Raw genomic sequence first — 15,138 nt, forward strand, 5'->3', positions numbered from 1 at the left:
TCCTCCCCTCACACGTCCAGAAGCGGGCGGTGTTTGATATGCCGCGCGAAGACCTGCATGAACTGCGGATCGACGCGCGCACCCCATACGGCCAGCGAGTGGCCGACGATCCAGAGCACCACGCCGGGAATCCACAGTTGCAGGCCCAGCCCGACGGCGGCGGCCAGCGTGCCGTTGGCAATTGCCACGGTGCGCGGCGCGCCGCCCAGCAGGATTGGCTCGGTCAGCGAGCGATGCAGCGGCACCTCGAAGCCTGGAAGGTCGCTGGCCGTACTCATACGACGGCCCCGCCGGAGAACGAGAAGAACGACAGGAAGAACGAGGAAGCGGCGAACGCGATGCTCAACCCGAACACGATCTGGATCAGCTTGCGAAAGCCGCCGCTGGTGTCGCCGAAGGCCAGCGCCAGGCCCGTGGCGATGATGATGATGACCGCGACGATGCGTGCCACCGGCCCCTGGATCGACTCCAGAATCGACTGCAAGGGCCCCTCCCACGGCATCGAGGAACCGGCGGCTTGCGCCGTTCCGGCCAGCAACAGCAGCAGCGCGGCCAGCAGCAGCCCCTGCCTCGCAGGGCGGGTGAGGCTGCGCAGCCGCGCCAGGCCGGACAGGCGAGGAAGCGGATTTACGGAAAAGCGGAAAGAATCAACGTGCGTCATGGCAGTTCTCCAAGTTGGTTGGGGGACGGGAATGTGCAGCGGCGTCGGCTGCGAGAGGAACCGGCGTCAGCTCGGGAAACGGCGTTTCCAGTGCGTCCGCCAGGCGATAGCCGGTGCCGTCGAAGCCGACGACACGGGCGATGGTTTCGACGTGGCGCTTGCGGCCGCGTCCGGCGATGTTGATGACGACGTTGACCGCCTCGGCGATCAGCGCCCGCGGCGGATTCACAGCGACTTCGAGAATCAACTGTTCGAGGCGCAGCAACGCGCCCAGCGCGGAGCCGGCATGGATGGTCGCAATGCCGCCGGGGTGGCCGGTGCCCCACACTTTGATGAGGTCGAGGGCTTCGCCGCCGCGCACCTCGCCGACGATCACGCGGTCAGGCCGCAGGCGCATCGTGGCCCGCACCAGCTCGGTCATGGTGACGACGCCGGCGCGGGTGCGCAGCGGCACATGGTCGCGGGCCGCGCATTGCAGCTCGATGGTGTCTTCGAGCACCAGCACGCGGTCGCCTGTGGCGGCGATCTCGGCCAGCAGCGCGTTCGCCAGCGTGGTCTTGCCGGTGCTGGTGCCGCCGGCGATTAGGATGTTCTGCCGCTCGCGCACGGCGCGGCGCAGGAACTCGGCCTGCCCGGCGGTCAGGATGCCGTCGGCCACGTAGCGATCCAGGCCGATGATGCTCACGGCCCGCTTGCGTAGCGCGAAGGCTGGCCCCGGGGCGGCCGGAGGCAGGATGCCCTCGAAACGCTCGCCGGTTTCCGGCAACTCGGCGGTCAAGAGCGGCTGGCCGCGATGCACCTCCGCGCCGACATGCGCGGCGACCAGGCGGATGATGCGTTCACCATCGGCCTCGGGCATCTCCACGCCCAGCGGCGAGCGACCCGACGACAGCCGATCCACCCACAGGGTGCGATCGGGGTTGAGCATGATTTCCACCACATCCGGGTCTTCGAGCGCAGCGGCGATCAGCGGCCCCATTGCAGTGCGCAGCATCTGGATGCGGCGATCCTGGGACGCTGCTGCGGATGAGCGAGGTTCGGGCTGGATCTGTGGAACGGCACTCATGACGCACGCTCCGCAGTTCGTTCATGGGCGGAGGCCATCGCTGCTGCGTCATCCATCTGCATCGGATCGGGGTGCAGTTCCTCCACCACGTCGCGCACCAGACTGCGGCCACGCAGAAGGTGGCGACCCAACTGTTCGACGAACTGCTCGAAGCGCACCTTGCCCTGGGCGCGTGCCGCATCCTGATGGGCTTCGGGCACCGGCGTGCTGACGGTCAGGAAGTAGCGGATGAACAGCGCCAGCGTTTCGATCTGGATGTTCTGGTCGCGCTCCAGGCGTTCGGTCTGCCGCGACAGTCGATCCAACCGCTTGGCAATGGCGGCCTCGCGCTGGTCGCCAGCATCGGGCGACAGCCAGGACGCCAAGGCCGCTGCGACGATGGACGACTTGGACACGCCTTTCTTGGCGGCCAGTTCGTCCAGGCGCTGGGCGTGCTCGGGCTGGATGAAAAGATTGAGGCGGTATTGGCTCATAGGTCGATTCCGTCGTTGGGGTCGAGGGAAGCCAGCCGGGCCGTGCGCTGCATGGCCGGGTCGAGCTGGCCGGGAAGCGGCAGCGCCAGGTCGTCGTCATCGAGCAGCGCCAGGTCGTTCGCATGTGCGTCCGGCTCGGGGTCGTAGGCGACGGTTTCGGAGAGTTCGGGCTGGCGGCGTGGGCCGCCGTCATCGGTGCCGCCCAGGCCATCGGCGGATGCCGAGGCCGGCGCCGCAGGTACGGCCGGGATCGCCAAGCCGCTCCAGTCGTCGGGGCGGGCTGGCGGCGCGTCGGCGTACCTCCCGGCTACGAGCGCGGGCGGTGGCAGGACGCGATTCTTGAAATTGGCGTCGGCGTAGTAGCGCAGCTTCTTCGCGCGGATCGGGGCGACGCTGGACACCATGACCACGGCGTCATCAGGTGGAAGCTGCATCACCTCGCCGGGCGTCAACAGCGGCCGTGCAGTTTCCTGACGCGACACCATCAGGTGCCCCAGCCACGGAGCGAGCCGGTGGCCGGCGTAGTTGCGCTGCGCGCGAAGCTCGGTGGCGGTGCCGAGGGTTTCTGAAATCCTTTTCGCCGTCCTTTCGTCGTTGGTGGCGAAAGTCACCCGGACATGGCAGTTGTCGAGGATGGAATGGTTCTGCCCATACGCCTTGTCGATCTGGTTCAGGCTTTGAGCGATGAGAAAGCTGCGGATGCCGTACCCGGCCATGAAGGCAAGCGCGGACTCGAAAAAATCGAGGCGGCCCAGCGCCGGAAACTCGTCCAGCATCAGCAGCAGCTTGTGCCGGCGCGCGATGCCATCGCTGCCGTCGAGCGATTCGGTCAGCCGCCGCCCGATCTGGTTCAAGATGAGCCGGATCAGCGGCTTGGTGCGGCTTATGTCGGAGGGCGGCACCACCAGATAGAGCGATACCGGGTGCTCGGCGGAAATCAGGTCGGCGATGCGCCAATCGCAGCGCGATGTGACTTCGGCCACGGTCGGGTCGCGGTACAGGCCGAGAAACGACATGGCGGTGGAGAGCACGCCCGATCGCTCGTTGTCCGACTTGTTAAGCACTTCGCGGGCAGCGGATGCGACAACCGGGTGAGGCGCATCGCCCAGGTGCTTCGTCGTCATCATCCGGTGCAGCGTCAGCTCGAACGGACACGCCGGGTCGCTGAGGAAGTTGGCGACGCCGCGCAGCGTCTTGTCCTCGCCTGCGTACAGCACATGCAGGATGGCGCCGACCAACAGCGCGTGACTGGTCTTTTCCCAATGGTTCCGGCGTTCGAGTGCGCCATCGGGATCGACAAGAATGTCGGCCACGTTCTGCACGTCGCGCACTTCGTGCGCGCCGCGCCTCACTTCCAGCAGCGGGTTGTAGGCTGCCGACTGCGCATCCGTGGGGTTGAACAGGAGGCAGTGGCTAAACCGCGAACGCCAGCCTGCGGTGAGCGTCCAGTTCTCGCCTTTGATGTCGTGAACGACGACGGATGCGGGCCAACTCAACAAGGTGGGAACGACCAGGCCCACACCCTTGCCCGAGCGCGTTGGTGCGAAGGTCAGGACGTGTTCCGGGCCTTCATGGCGGAGGTACTGGCCGCGATGCAGCCCGAGGAAAACCCCGTCGGGCTGGATCAGCCCAGCTTTGCGTATGTCTTCCGCATCGGCCCAGCGTGCCGAACCGTAGGTGGTGACAAGGCGCGCTTGCCGCGAGCGCCACACCGACATGGCGATGGCGACCACCACGGCCACCAGACCACTTCCACCCGCGATGGCCCCGCCGATATCGAAGACGTGCGGCGCGTAGGCATCAAAGAAGAACCACCACTCGAACAGCCGCCAAGGGTGATAGACCGGGGTTCCAAAGAAGTCGAACCATGGCGAGCCAAGGCGTAGTTGATAGCCCAGGGCGGCGGCTGTCCATTGCGTTGCACCCCACACGCCGGCGATCACGATGCCGAATACGGCGGCGATCTGCCCGAACAGTACGCCCTGAGCTTGCATTGACTGGCCTCCGATTTCCCTGCACTGATTCCTCGTTCAAAAGCGGCACAGGAACGTGCCGCATAGAGCGAGGATCGGTGCCGCGTGGGTGCCCGTCAAAGACCGTTTTGAGCACAACGGTCGAGGGAAAAGAAAGAATGAGCGGCGGGGCGAGTCGAAGACAAACGCCGCAAACTAAAGCACCCTATGGCGCATTTGGAGTTTCCAAGAGGTTGCCCAGAAAAAAATTCTCGCTGGGTCTCGCTCCCCTCATGAGCAGAATCTAGATATCATGGGAAAGAATTATTTATTGAAATCTGGATAAGAATGAAAGATATCAAGAGCATGGATCTCAACTTACTCAAGGCGCTGGACGTATTGTTGGACGAACGCAACGTGACACGGGCGGCAGCACGTCTTGGACTAACCCAACCGGCCTTGAGCGGCATGCTTGCGCGGCTGCGTGAAAGCTTCGGCGACCCGCTGTTCGCGCGTGCGCAGCGGGGCATCGTTCCGACGCAGCGGGCGCTAGACATAGGGATATCTGTCAAACAGGTGCTAGCGGAAATCGACGCGCTGCTCCAGCCACCTTCTTTCGACCCGGCCACCGCACAACTGACCTTCTCCATCGCCGCGACGGACTATGCGCTGCGTGCCATTGCTGTCCCATTTCTATCGGCACTCAAACAGCACGCACCGCGCGTTCGAGTCTCATTAGTGCCAGTCGAGAGCGGACTGCTACAGAACCAGCTTGAGCGCGGTCAAATCGATCTAGCCCTCCTGACGCCAGAGATCACTCCGCCAAATCTGCATGCCCGAGAGCTATTCAAGGAGCACTACGTGTGTGTCCTGCGGGAAGACCATCCAGCGGCTATGGGGCGCAAGCTGACAGTTAAGCAGTTCTGTGCTCTCGACCATGCGCTTGTTTCCTACGATGGTGGAGGTTTCCGCGGCGTCACCGACGATGCGCTAGAACAGTTGGGCAAACAACGAAGCGTCACACTGTCGGTCAAGAGCTTTCTGATCTTGCCAGACATCCTGCGTGCCAGTGACATGGTCGCGATCTTGCCGAGCCGCTTGGTCGCCGGTATGGACAAGCTGGCTATCTCCCTGCCGCCGATGAAGATACCGGGGTTCACCAAGACGGCTGCTTGGCACGAACGCACCCATCACGATCCAGCACATCGCTGGATACGAGCACTGCTGTTCACTTCCTGTGCTAACAACAAGTAGGCAAGATGGCTCTCATCGTCATGCTCAGCACAACTCTGCCTCGCACTACAAATATGCAATCAGCCGGCTCAATTGGAGACGGACCCTTTCGTAGCACCGCTGCGAGATAGCCTTGTCGGCGGATGGCAGAACCTAGACGCTGATATCAAATTATATGATTTCAAAAATAAAAAATTAGGATTTCACTTATTTCACAGGGAGGCTCATGATTGCTCTATGACCACTTGAATGACGCAGCCACCCCTGTTGCGTCATTGACATTTTGTGAAGGAGCTTCGATATGAGCAAGCAACAGAACGCCATCCTCTGGCCCGAAGGCTACACGCCGGGCTTTACTGAGAATTTCGCCTCTAATGAGATCATCGCCGCCGGCTTGAGCGCGGCCGACGTATGGCCGCTACTCGTCACACCATCGCTGTGGCCAAGCTACTACGCCAACTCGGCTAACGTGCGCTTTCATGGCGGCAAAGGCCCGGTACTGGCCGACGGCGATCGATTTTATTTCGAGACCTTCGGCTTCCCGGTAGAGGGGCAGTGCAACGAGTACGTGGCACCTGCGGATGGGCAACCCGGCCGCGTGGCCTGGCACGGCTGGTCCGGCGAGGAAGGCACAGATACGCGCCTGGATGTGCATCACGCCTGGCTGGTCGAGAACCTGGACGGCGGGCGCGTGCGCATCCTCACGCAGGAAACGCAGAAGGGCAAGCCGGCCGAGGAGCTGCACAACGCCAAACCCAACCCGATGATCAACGGCCATCAGGACTGGCTCGACAGCTTGGTCGAGACAGCGCGCAAAGCCAAGCAGGCGTAATGGTCGCTGGCCGCTTGATCCCAAGCGTCTGAACTGAGAAAACCATGATGGGAACTCCCCTCGAGATTCTGCTGGTTTTGACTTCGCAGGCAACGATGGGCGACGACCCGCGCCTGACCGGCGTGTGGTTCGAGGAACAGTCCACCCCGTACTACGCCTTGGTCGATGCAGGTGCCAATGTGGATATTGCGTCAATCGCCGGCGGCGAGATTCCGGTGGATCCTCATTCCATAGCGAGCGAAGGCATGAACCCGCCGAGCGTGGAATGCTTCCTCGATGACAAGGTGTCGATGGACAAGCTCGAAGGCTCGCTGAAGATCGACAGCATCGCCCCGGAAGGGGGTGCGGTGATGTTCCTGCCCGGCGGCCATGGCACCATGTGGGACTTACCCGGAGCGGGGCGCTCGTCAATCTGCTGTCGGGCGCTTGGGCTGACGGCAGGGTGGTCGCGGCGGCCTGCCACGGCCGAGCCGGACTGGTTAATGTCAAGGAAGCGAATGGCCAGCCGCTGGTTGCCGGCCGTCGCGTCAGCCCCTTTGCCAAACGCATGAGCCGCGAGACTGGGCTACCTGTGGCAGTGAGTTGGGGCATCGACGATCCGCGAATGGCCGAGCACGTGATCGCTGGCAGGTAGATGGGTTTGGTGATTCTTGGCCGCGCCATGCTAGCCAACCCACACTCTTTCTCCACCTTTGCAGGAGCTGAAGGTGGAGCACCCGGAATGGCTGCTCCACCGCCTTACGCGCACTGGCTCGAACTCTCCCGAGGCTGCGGCAAGCTCACCACATATAACGACTAGGAGGAGGTGACCGTGCGAGTTCCCAGAACCCGATCCAGTCTGTGTCGCAGGGTGTCCCAGTGACTACGCTATCAAAGGAGCTAGTACTCAACTCGATAACTTGAGCGTGATAACGCCCAGGATGATCAGCGCCACGCCAAGGTATCGCATCAGGGAGGTTGGGTCGCCATAGAAATGAATTCCGACTAAGAACGTTCCCGCCGCTCCGATACCCGTCCACACCGCATAAGCAGTCCCAATCGGTATCTGACGCTGAGCAAGCCATAGGAAGGCGCCGCTAATTGTCATGAAAGAGACGGCTACTGCGACCCCACTCCAACGCGATGTTGGCTCTTGCGCCATTTTCAGCCCGACCGGCCATCCGATTTCAAACAATCCAGCCAAAACAAGATAGATCCAGCCCATTGCAATTCTCCTTCAAGTTTTTCATATCCGGCATACATACTCCAGCGTGACCACCAGCTTAGAACTTCGGCGGCTCTTTAGGTGTGGTGTAGGGCACATCGCCATCTTCGTAAAAACGCTTTCGCGTAGCCTCGGCAACCCGGTTACATAGTTGGTCGCCCAGCATAGGACGATCCAACTTGCATTGCTGGCGCAACTTTTTCAGCCGCTCAGGATTGAGCGCTAATTCATCGACCGTCGGAAGGTTGCCTTTATCTGGTTTCCCGGATGGGCTGCAGGCTGCCAGTGTCGAGGAAAGCAATATGAGAGCAATCTTCTTCATGGTTAAGTTTCCTTGGGAGATTGTGTGATGGTTTACCGCCGACTTTTGGCGTCTGGAGATTTGATCGAATGAACGCGTTCCATGAAGCGAGTCAGTATTTCTGACGGCTCGCTGGCCGGTCGTAGCAGATAGGTCGTGAGCATGGGCGAACCTCCAGTCAGCGGCCGTGCGACCACACCCTGTTCCCTGCTGGCAGTAATATGCGCACCTCCTGTGAGGCCTAGTGCAAGTCCCGCCGAAACCAGGACCATCATTAGATCGCTGGAAGTCACGCGTTCGGCAATTAGAGGCTCAATGTCCACGCGACGTAGCACCCGTTCAACTTGCCGAGCATGGCCCTCACACGCCACCGCGTCGCAGAGCACCAGCGGATACCGCAACAGCTCTTCCAGGGGAATCTGTTTGTGGGATAGCAAGGGGTGCCGTGCGGGCACAGCTACCATCAGAGGGTCACTCCACACCGGCACGGCGATGATGCCTTCGCCGACTTCATCCGATTGAGCGAAGCCGAGATCGTACAGTTCGCCACACAATCCCTTGATTTGCTGTGACAAAGGCACTTCGAAGAAGCGAACTTCCACTTCCGGCTCTTCCTGCCGGCAGAGCGCCAACAACGCAGGCAGGCGCGATGGCGTGATTCCATCAGACAATGCAATACGGAGCTGGCAATGAAAGCCATTGGCTGCGGCGTTCACACTGTCGCGCGCCTGCTGCAAAGCTGCGAAGACACGGGGTACGCTCTCAAAGAAGAGTCTGCCTGCACGAGTCAAGCGGGTGCTCCGAGTGGTTCTCGCAAATAGCGCTACGCCCAACTCCTCTTCAAGCTCTTTGATGGCGCGCGACAGCGGCGATGTCTCGATGTGGAGGCGCTCTGCGGCTCGGGCAAAGTGCAGTTCCTCTGCCACCGCTAGAAAGTAGCGCAGATGCCGAATTTCCATGTTCGCATTCCTCCTCACTTAGGCCTCACCACCTTCGCCTTGCGCCACGCTATCTAGCCTTCGCAAGCTGCTCCAGCAAGCTTCCCCGATCAAACAGGTGGGCCGGATAGTGCTTTTGCCAGCACACCCCATTGCACGGCTGTCTCGGCCCGCGTGCGGATCAGCGAAGCCTGCGCTGACATCACCCCCGCCTCAGCCTCGGCCACCACCGTGGCGTCCACTTGTCCCGCCTCAAACAGACGGCGGCTGCGATCGAGCTGACGCTCCGCGACTGCGACCCCCTCGGTCTGATGCTCCAGTGCGGCGTGCTGCGTATGCCAACCGAGGTATGCGTTCTCTACGTCCTGCAATGCACTCAACAAAGTGCGCTCGAACTCCGCGCGCGCAGCTCGGCTGCGCGCCTCTCCGGTCTCGATGCCGGCACGGATCGCGCCACCATCGAAGATCGGCAACGAAACCCCGGCCCCAAGTGAAAAAATGTTGCCGGTAATGCGCGTCCCCGCACTCTCAACGCGCTGCCGTCCGCCGCTCAGGTCCAACACCAGCTTAGGGAAGCGTTCGCCTTCGGCTGCGTTCCAGCGCGCGGTTTCGGCTGCGAACTTCGCTTCGGCGGCGCGCACGTCGGGCCGCTCACTCAGCAGGTCCGCAGGTATGCGTGTCGGTGTCCAATTGGGGGCGGCGAGTGAAGCAAGAGTCGGAGAAGCTGCAGACGCTCCGGGCGTTTGTCCCGCTAGTACATCAAGTGCATGCGTCGCCTCGCCGCGCGCACGCCGAAGTTGCTCTTGCTCCACACGCAGTGCGACGACGCCGGAGCGGGTTCGCTCGATGTCGAAGCCGGTAGCTTGTCCGGCCTCGAACTTCCGTTGTGTCAGCAAGACGAGTCGCTCGGCGGATGCCAGCCGCGCCGTGGCGAGCGCTTCGAGTTCACTGGCTTGGCGCTGCTGCACAGCCGCCGACACTGTTTCAAACGCGACCTGCCAACGCGTGGCAACCCACGCTTGTTCGGCTGCCACCGCATCCAGGCGCGCACCTTCTGCTGCCTGCGAAAGCCGCCCCGACAGGTCTGCCTCCCACGATGCAGACAACGTGGCGCGGCCATCATTGCCGATCGCAACGTTCTCTGAATAGTCGCGTCCTCGAGTTGCCTGCGTGCCCGCGGACAACGAGGGGAGCAGGGAGGCCCGTGCTCGCCGCGTGGCGGCCGAGGCCTCGTCGACGCGCGCGCGCGCAATCGACAGTTCGGTGTTGCGCTCCAGCGCCGCCCGGACTAGGACATTGAGCTGTGGATCGCCGTAGGCCGTCCACCAGTCGACGGGAAGAGTACGGCGGGATGATTTGTCCAGGATGCCTTCACCTCCCTCTTCATTTGAGAAATGGGCCGGTACATCCAGGCGAGGCGGATCGGCAGAGTGCGGAGCATGGCTGCAAGCCGCAAGAAGCATTAGCGGCGAAATCATGGCCATGAGGCGATAGCGTTCAAGAATTTGAGACATGGCAGGTCCTTGCATTCCGAAAAAGTCTTGACGGACTGTTTTACGCCTTCTACTATACCGTCTGGACTGTATATGACTCAAGCTTTTTTTGGAGCACGACCATGCCGCCTCGCGCGAAAACAAAGTTGCCCCCCCCGTCCACCGCCCATAGCAGCACCGATGCGCAGCCCGTTCTCCAGCAAGGAGCCCAGCTAACTCGCGAGCGCATCCTGCAGGCCGCTCGCGAACTGGTGCTGGAGGAAGGCGCCAGTCGTCTGACGCTGGACGCCGTCGTCGTGCGGGCCGGGTTGAGCAAAGGGGCGTTTCTCTATCATTTCAAGACCAAACGCGATTTGTTCGTGACACTGATCGACGAGATGATCCGGGCGTTCGACGCGGTACAAGCCAATCACGAGCGCAGGTTTGCCGGAGATTTGTGGCTCGCGCTCAAGCGGATTCCGATCAGCGCGGCCTCTGCAGCCTGGGCAGGAATCGGGCTACTTGGAAACTTGGGTATCGGCGCCCTCTTGCTAGGCGATCTCGCATCAGTGACGCGCTGGTCTGGCACCGCCCTCATCGCAGCAGGCATTGCCTGTCTTAGTTTCGTTTGATCAAGGAGACCCATTATGAAGAGCAAAACTGCATTGATCCGCGGCGGCATTTTTTTTTGCGTAGCAGCCGCGCTCTCTGGATGCGCGACCAACAGCATGACGCGCTCCGGATTTCTCGGCGACTACGAGAAGTTATCGCCGACACGATACGAGAACGTACTGATGTACCGCGCAGCGGGATTCGAGCCCAAGCGTTATGCCGCTGTCGTGGTGGAAGATGCGCAGATCAAGACCGCCTCGGGTCGCATCGATGGGCTCGATGACGCGCAGCAGCGTGAAGTGCTAGACCATGTGACGAGCGAACTGAAACGCCAGGAAGGCAAAAGTCCCGCCACCCCAGGTGGCACGGGACAGGTTCGGGTGCGTGTAGCGGTCACCGAACTGCAGACACCGAATCGGGCAGTCAATGCAATGACGACCCTGCTGGTTGGACCCGTGACGACGGGCGGTGCCAGCCTAGAGTTCGAAGCAGTCGATGTAAGTACGGGACGACGCGTTGCTGCCGCCAGTTGCTTCGAGCGCGGCAACGTCATTAAAGAGTTCGCCGGTTCGTACACATTGCTGGGTCATGCCAAAGCGGCGATCACGAACTGCATCGAGCGCATCGACAGCGCTTGGCGGGACACGCAGCCATGAGCAACGCTTCACAGGCTTGGCTCCGGCAGGATGCCATGGTCGGCGGTGATCACAAATGGCTGGCGGGTGGCGACTGGACGATAGAGCACTACGCCAGTCTGGCAAAATCCGTGTCCGCCGCCCGCATCAGCCATGCCGAGGGGTACGCCACTCCCTTGCTCGACTGGACGCAAGTCCAGAGACTGGACACCGCCGGCGCGGCTCTGCTGGTGGAAATTCTCGGGCCAGACTCGATACTCGACCGGCCGGAGGCAGCTCCAAATCTGTCCCCGGATCGCCTCGCCCTAATGAAAGCGCTTGCCGCCGCTGCTACCGCTCAGCAGAAGACGGACAAAGCAGCGGTGAGCGGGAATCCTCTGCTCCGCGGTCTGGGACGCATAGGCCTGACCGTGGAACAGGGCTGTCGTGCGTGTCTTGGTCTGGCCGGGTTCGTGGGTCAGATCATCGAAACATGGAGCCGTACCGTTCGTCACCCGCGTCGCTGGCGCACGACCTCGGTGATCGCTCAAATCCAGCGGTCAGCGGTGGACGCCATTCCCATCGTGGCGCTACTGAGCTTCATGGTAGGAATGGTGGTGGCGTTCCTGGGCGCAACGGTGCTGGCCAACTTCGGTGCGAGCATCTTCTCGGTGCATCTGGTCGCCTTCTCGTTCATGCGCGAGTTCGGAGTGCTGCTCCCGGCCATATTGATTGCAGGCCGTACCGCAAGCGCGTATACCGCCCAAATCGGTTCGATGAAGGCAAATGAAGAGATCGATGCGCTTCGCTCCAACGCGCTCGACCCCATCGAGTTGCTGGTGCTGCCACGCGTGCTGGCGCTTCTTGTGTCCTTGCCACTGCTCACATTAGTAGGCATCTTGGCTGGCATTGTGGGCGGCGCCACTGTATGCGCACTGAGCTTGGAGATTCCTCCTGCACAGTTCCTTGCCATCGTGCAGGAAAAAATCGAGGTGCGCCATTTTCTTGTCGGAATGAGCAAGTCCCCGCTCTTCGCGGTGATGATCGCCGCTATCGGCTGCCATGAAGGGTTCAAGGTCGCCGGTAGCGCTGAGTCGGTAGGCGACCACACGACTTCTAGTGTTGTGCAATCAATCTTCATGGTGATCCTGATCGATGCCATCGCTGCACTGTTCTTCATGGAGATGGGCTGGTGAGCGCGGTGAAGGAAGACACCGACAACGGTGTGCGACACGCTATTGAAGTGCGCGGCCTAGACAACAGGTTTGGAACCCAGCAGGTCCATCAGGACCTGGACCTGGACGTGCGACGCGGGGAAATCCTTGGCGTGGTGGGAGGATCAGGCACCGGGAAATCCGTGCTCTTGCGTAGCATCGTCGGGCTGCAGAAGCCGCATTCGGGCGTGGTCCGTATCGGGGGGCGCGACCTACTGCGAGCCCAATGGCTTGCACGCGCGCGTATGGAGCGAAGGTTCGGCATTCTGTTCCAGAAGGGCGCGTTGTATTCATCGCTGACCGTCTTGGAGAACGTCGCTCTTCCTTTAATCGAGCATGTCGGTCTGGCGCGGCCTCTTGCCGAGCGTTTGGCAAGAAGCAAGCTGGGCTTGGTGGGGTTGCCTGCCGGAGCGGGAGACAAATATCCGGCCTCGTTGTCCGGAGGCATGGTGAAACGAGCAGCACTGGCGAGAGCCTTGGCGCTTGATGCGAACATCCTGTTTCTTGACGAACCCACCGCAGGACTGGATCCAATCGGGGCTGCATCTTTCGACCAATTGATTCTGACCCTGCGCAATGCACTGGGTCTCACGGTGTTTCTGGTAACCCACGACCTCGATACGCTGTACACCATATGCGACCGTGTCGCGGTCCTGGCGAACCAGAAGGTACTCATCAACGACGGCATCGAGGCAGTCGAGCGATTCAAGCACCCGTGGATACAGGAATACTTTCACGGCCCCCGTGGCCGTGCGGCCGCACAGGCCACTGGTGCTTCCAGCCAAGAGACGCAGCCATGAAACCCTTCCGCATCTGCATCATTCTTCCGTCGCGCACGCATTGGGCTGGGCGCACGCAATATTTACACTCTGAAAACGAGGTGGTCTGATCATGGAGCCACGTGCCCATCATGTATTCATTGGTCTGTTCGTCGTGCTGCTCGGTGCGATTGGTATCGGCTTCGCGCTCTGGCTCAGCGACACACGTTCCGACCACGATTACCAGTATTACCGGATCATGTTCGATGAGCCAGTGACCGGGCTTACGCCCGGCAGCCAGGTTCAGTACAGCGGAATCACGATTGGCGAAGTCGTTGCACTTTCTCTTTCGCCGCCTGACCCAAGGCGGGCGATAGCGCGCGTGCGTATCAATGCCACCATCCCGGTCCGGCAGGATACCCGCGCTGAATTGGTCATCACGGGAATTACCGGCAACGCGGTGATCGAGTTGAGCGACGGTGGGCCAAACGTGCCATTGCTGGATCGGAAAGAGGACGAGGAACCGTTGATCCTCGCGCCACGTTCGGCGATGGCATCCCTGGTCTCCGGCGAGGGTAACAGCATGACGACACTCAACGGCATCTTGCTGCGCACGCAGGAGTTACTGTCGAAGGAGAATTTGGCTCTTGTGCACCGCAGTCTAGTGAATCTCGAACAGACTACGGGCGCGGTCGCTGACCAGAGGGCCGAGATCGCGACGTTAATCAGCAATCTGACCGAAGCAAGCAGAGAATCGACAGCTGCCGTGCGCCAAGCAAATAGCACTCTTCGCGATGCCAACCTGCTACTAAATAACGATGGTAAGCAAATCATGGTGAACACGCGTGATGCAACGGCATCCCTCGAACGCGCCGCTTTCAGGGTTGAGACGCTACTGCAAAACAATCAGGAATCGCTGAACCAAGGCATGGCCGCCACAGGCCCTGCCATGCACGAACTCCAGCAGGCGCTGGCCAATCTAAACACCGTGCTGCGCCGACTGGATCGCAATCCGGCGCAATACCTGCTCGGTGGAGAGAACATTGAGGAAACCAAGCCGTGAACACTTCCGCCAGGATGATTCCCGTCGCTGCCGCGACTATGACGCTAGTACTCGGCTTGTCCGCGTGCAGTGTGCTTCCCAAAACAGCTCCAATGGTCACCTACAAACTGCCCGACTATCACATCGCCCAGGCGGAGAGTACGCCACGCGCCGTTCCTGGACCTGGGGCGCTGCGCGTCTACGCCCCTGAGAGTAGTCGCGTCCTGGATTCGGAGCGGCTTTTCATTGCGCAGCCCGATGGTCGCTTGTCGGCTTGGCAAGGAGTGCGTTGGGCCGACCCCGCACCGGTGCTGCTACGCGACCGAATCGTCGAAGCCTTCATGCGCGATGGGCGGTCGACTTCGGTGATTACCGATAGCACGCCAATGAGCGCCGATATGGAGTTGCGCAGTACGCTACGGGCGTTCCAGCTCGAATACCGCGGCACTGAAGCGATCGCCGCGGTTCGGGTTCGGCTCGATGTGCAACTGGTCGATCCGGCCAAACGGACTGCTATTGCCAGTAGACGCTTCGAAGCAATCCAAGCTACAGGCAGCAAGCGAGAGGCAGATGTGGTGAGCGCGTTCGGTGTCGCGACGGACGTGTTGGCCGGGCAGATCGTTGAATGGGCAGTTCAGGTCGGGGCAGCGCGTTTGCGAGTTGCACCGGAATCGGCAAGCAACCATGCACCCACAGCGTCGGCGATAAGCACAGACTAGTCGCCTTAACGGAGCACAGAAGCTAGGGCCAGAACGCTGCTCGACAC

At 61.4% G+C, this 15,138-nt stretch carries 18 protein-coding genes; 9 read left to right on the forward strand and 9 right to left on the reverse strand.

Going from position 1 to position 15,138, the window contains the following annotated elements; genetic code table 11:
- Positions 1 to 8: 8 nt before the first annotated feature.
- The 5 genes from SK35_RS24675 to SK35_RS24695 are packed head-to-tail and all read right to left on the reverse strand — an operon-like array spanning position 9 to position 4,194.
- On the reverse strand, positions 9 to 278 hold the full coding sequence (locus tag SK35_RS24675; protein WP_006378802.1) for a VirB3 family type IV secretion system protein: 270 nt from the start codon (positions 276 to 278) through the stop codon (positions 9 to 11).
- Positions 275 to 661 (reverse strand): TrbC/VirB2 family protein, encoded by a 387-nt coding sequence (locus SK35_RS24680; protein ID WP_006378803.1) that lies wholly within the window; start codon positions 659 to 661, stop codon positions 275 to 277. Before SK35_RS24680 ends, SK35_RS24675 begins: the two co-directional genes overlap by 4 nt.
- On the reverse strand, positions 648 to 1,727 hold the full coding sequence (gene trbB, locus SK35_RS24685) for a P-type conjugative transfer ATPase TrbB (protein ID WP_022652184.1): 1,080 nt from the start codon (positions 1,725 to 1,727) through the stop codon (positions 648 to 650). Before trbB ends, SK35_RS24680 begins: the two co-directional genes overlap by 14 nt.
- Positions 1,724 to 2,200 (reverse strand): CopG family transcriptional regulator, encoded by a 477-nt coding sequence (locus tag SK35_RS24690; protein ID WP_006378865.1) that lies wholly within the window; start codon positions 2,198 to 2,200, stop codon positions 1,724 to 1,726. Before SK35_RS24690 ends, trbB begins: the two co-directional genes overlap by 4 nt.
- Entirely contained in the window at positions 2,197 to 4,194 is a 1,998-nt protein-coding gene (locus tag SK35_RS24695) for a conjugal transfer protein TraG (protein WP_016487822.1), read from the reverse strand. The genes SK35_RS24690 and SK35_RS24695 overlap by 4 nt, the downstream gene beginning before the upstream one ends.
- 306 nt (positions 4,195 to 4,500) lie before the next feature.
- On the opposite strand from SK35_RS24695, the gene SK35_RS24700 reads away from it, so the two are divergent.
- The 3 genes from SK35_RS24700 (at position 4,501) to SK35_RS24710 (ending at position 6,768) form a co-directional block, all read left to right on the forward strand.
- Positions 4,501 to 5,406, forward strand: a complete 906-nt coding sequence (locus tag SK35_RS24700) for a LysR family transcriptional regulator (RefSeq protein WP_006378991.1) — start codon at positions 4,501 to 4,503, stop codon at positions 5,404 to 5,406.
- A 280-nt stretch (positions 5,407 to 5,686) separates the two neighbouring features.
- Positions 5,687 to 6,217, forward strand: coding sequence for a polyketide cyclase (locus tag SK35_RS24705; protein WP_016487823.1), 531 nt, complete (start codon positions 5,687 to 5,689; stop codon positions 6,215 to 6,217).
- 44 nt (positions 6,218 to 6,261) lie between these two features.
- A complete protein-coding gene (locus SK35_RS24710) occupies positions 6,262 to 6,768 on the forward strand; it encodes a hypothetical protein (RefSeq protein ID WP_006378996.1) in 507 nt (168 codons plus the stop codon).
- A 335-nt stretch (positions 6,769 to 7,103) separates the two neighbouring features.
- Here the strand turns inward: SK35_RS24710 and SK35_RS24715 are convergent, their stop codons facing one another.
- The 4 genes from SK35_RS24715 to SK35_RS24730 all read right to left on the reverse strand — a co-directional run bounded on the left by SK35_RS24715 (position 7,104) and on the right by SK35_RS24730 (position 10,174).
- Complete coding sequence (locus tag SK35_RS24715; protein WP_000539741.1) at positions 7,104 to 7,421, reverse strand: DMT family transporter; 318 nt, start codon at positions 7,419 to 7,421, stop codon at positions 7,104 to 7,106.
- A 58-nt stretch (positions 7,422 to 7,479) separates the two neighbouring features.
- On the reverse strand, positions 7,480 to 7,743 hold the full coding sequence (locus SK35_RS24720; RefSeq protein ID WP_016487824.1) for an EexN family lipoprotein: 264 nt from the start codon (positions 7,741 to 7,743) through the stop codon (positions 7,480 to 7,482).
- 32 nt (positions 7,744 to 7,775) lie between these two features.
- Complete coding sequence (locus SK35_RS24725; RefSeq protein ID WP_006378999.1) at positions 7,776 to 8,681, reverse strand: LysR family transcriptional regulator; 906 nt, start codon at positions 8,679 to 8,681, stop codon at positions 7,776 to 7,778.
- A gap of 89 nt (positions 8,682 to 8,770) precedes the next feature.
- Positions 8,771 to 10,174 carry an efflux transporter outer membrane subunit gene (locus SK35_RS24730; protein ID WP_016487825.1) on the reverse strand — a complete coding sequence of 468 codons (1,404 nt, stop codon included), beginning with the start codon at positions 10,172 to 10,174 and terminating at the stop codon, positions 8,771 to 8,773.
- Positions 10,175 to 10,275: 101 nt separating this feature from the next.
- Here SK35_RS24730 and SK35_RS26975 point away from each other — a divergent pair, with 101 nt between their 5' ends.
- The 6 genes from SK35_RS26975 to SK35_RS24760 all read left to right on the forward strand — a co-directional run bounded on the left by SK35_RS26975 (position 10,276) and on the right by SK35_RS24760 (position 15,091).
- A complete protein-coding gene (locus SK35_RS26975; protein ID WP_022652185.1) occupies positions 10,276 to 10,764 on the forward strand; it encodes a TetR family transcriptional regulator in 489 nt (162 codons plus the stop codon).
- A 15-nt stretch (positions 10,765 to 10,779) separates the two neighbouring features.
- Positions 10,780 to 11,400 carry a DUF3313 family protein gene (locus tag SK35_RS24740; RefSeq protein WP_016487830.1) on the forward strand — a complete coding sequence of 207 codons (621 nt, stop codon included), beginning with the start codon at positions 10,780 to 10,782 and terminating at the stop codon, positions 11,398 to 11,400.
- Entirely contained in the window at positions 11,397 to 12,554 is a 1,158-nt protein-coding gene (locus SK35_RS24745; RefSeq protein ID WP_016487831.1) for an MlaE family ABC transporter permease, read from the forward strand. Before SK35_RS24740 ends, SK35_RS24745 begins: the two co-directional genes overlap by 4 nt.
- A gap of 29 nt (positions 12,555 to 12,583) precedes the next feature.
- A complete protein-coding gene (locus SK35_RS24750) occupies positions 12,584 to 13,372 on the forward strand; it encodes an ABC transporter ATP-binding protein (RefSeq protein ID WP_028689679.1) in 789 nt (262 codons plus the stop codon).
- 91 nt (positions 13,373 to 13,463) lie between these two features.
- Complete coding sequence (locus tag SK35_RS24755; protein WP_016487833.1) at positions 13,464 to 14,393, forward strand: MlaD family protein; 930 nt, start codon at positions 13,464 to 13,466, stop codon at positions 14,391 to 14,393.
- Positions 14,390 to 15,091: an ABC-type transport auxiliary lipoprotein family protein gene (locus SK35_RS24760; protein WP_016487834.1), complete on the forward strand. Its 702-nt coding sequence runs from the start codon at positions 14,390 to 14,392 to the stop codon at positions 15,089 to 15,091. Before SK35_RS24755 ends, SK35_RS24760 begins: the two co-directional genes overlap by 4 nt.
- Positions 15,092 to 15,138: the final 47 nt, after the last annotated feature.

Source organism: Citrobacter sp. MGH105 (assembly GCF_001037485.2).
Lineage (GTDB): Bacteria > Pseudomonadota > Gammaproteobacteria > Enterobacterales > Enterobacteriaceae > Citrobacter > Citrobacter portucalensis.

Bases quoted from the DNA above. Each gene is read 5' to 3' on its own strand.
- SK35_RS24675 (WP_006378802.1), bottom strand. From the start codon at position 278: ATGAGTACGGCCAGCGACCTTCCAGGCTTCGAGGTGCCGCTGCATCGC.
- SK35_RS24680 (WP_006378803.1), bottom strand. From the start codon at position 661: ATGACGCACGTTGATTCTTTCCGCTTTTCCGTAAATCCGCTTCCTCGC.
- trbB (WP_022652184.1), bottom strand. From the start codon at position 1,727: ATGAGTGCCGTTCCACAGATCCAGCCCGAACCTCGCTCATCCGCAGCA.
- SK35_RS24690 (WP_006378865.1), bottom strand. From the start codon at position 2,200: ATGAGCCAATACCGCCTCAATCTTTTCATCCAGCCCGAGCACGCCCAG.
- SK35_RS24695 (WP_016487822.1), bottom strand. From the start codon at position 4,194: ATGCAAGCTCAGGGCGTACTGTTCGGGCAGATCGCCGCCGTATTCGGC.
- SK35_RS24700 (WP_006378991.1), top strand. From the start codon at position 4,501: ATGAAAGATATCAAGAGCATGGATCTCAACTTACTCAAGGCGCTGGAC.
- SK35_RS24705 (WP_016487823.1), top strand. From the start codon at position 5,687: ATGAGCAAGCAACAGAACGCCATCCTCTGGCCCGAAGGCTACACGCCG.
- SK35_RS24710 (WP_006378996.1), top strand. From the start codon at position 6,262: ATGATGGGAACTCCCCTCGAGATTCTGCTGGTTTTGACTTCGCAGGCA.
- SK35_RS24715 (WP_000539741.1), bottom strand. From the start codon at position 7,421: ATGGGCTGGATCTATCTTGTTTTGGCTGGATTGTTTGAAATCGGATGG.
- SK35_RS24720 (WP_016487824.1), bottom strand. From the start codon at position 7,743: ATGAAGAAGATTGCTCTCATATTGCTTTCCTCGACACTGGCAGCCTGC.
- SK35_RS24725 (WP_006378999.1), bottom strand. From the start codon at position 8,681: ATGGAAATTCGGCATCTGCGCTACTTTCTAGCGGTGGCAGAGGAACTG.
- SK35_RS24730 (WP_016487825.1), bottom strand. From the start codon at position 10,174: ATGTCTCAAATTCTTGAACGCTATCGCCTCATGGCCATGATTTCGCCG.
- SK35_RS26975 (WP_022652185.1), top strand. From the start codon at position 10,276: ATGCCGCCTCGCGCGAAAACAAAGTTGCCCCCCCCGTCCACCGCCCAT.
- SK35_RS24740 (WP_016487830.1), top strand. From the start codon at position 10,780: ATGAAGAGCAAAACTGCATTGATCCGCGGCGGCATTTTTTTTTGCGTA.
- SK35_RS24745 (WP_016487831.1), top strand. From the start codon at position 11,397: ATGAGCAACGCTTCACAGGCTTGGCTCCGGCAGGATGCCATGGTCGGC.
- SK35_RS24755 (WP_016487833.1), top strand. From the start codon at position 13,464: ATGGAGCCACGTGCCCATCATGTATTCATTGGTCTGTTCGTCGTGCTG.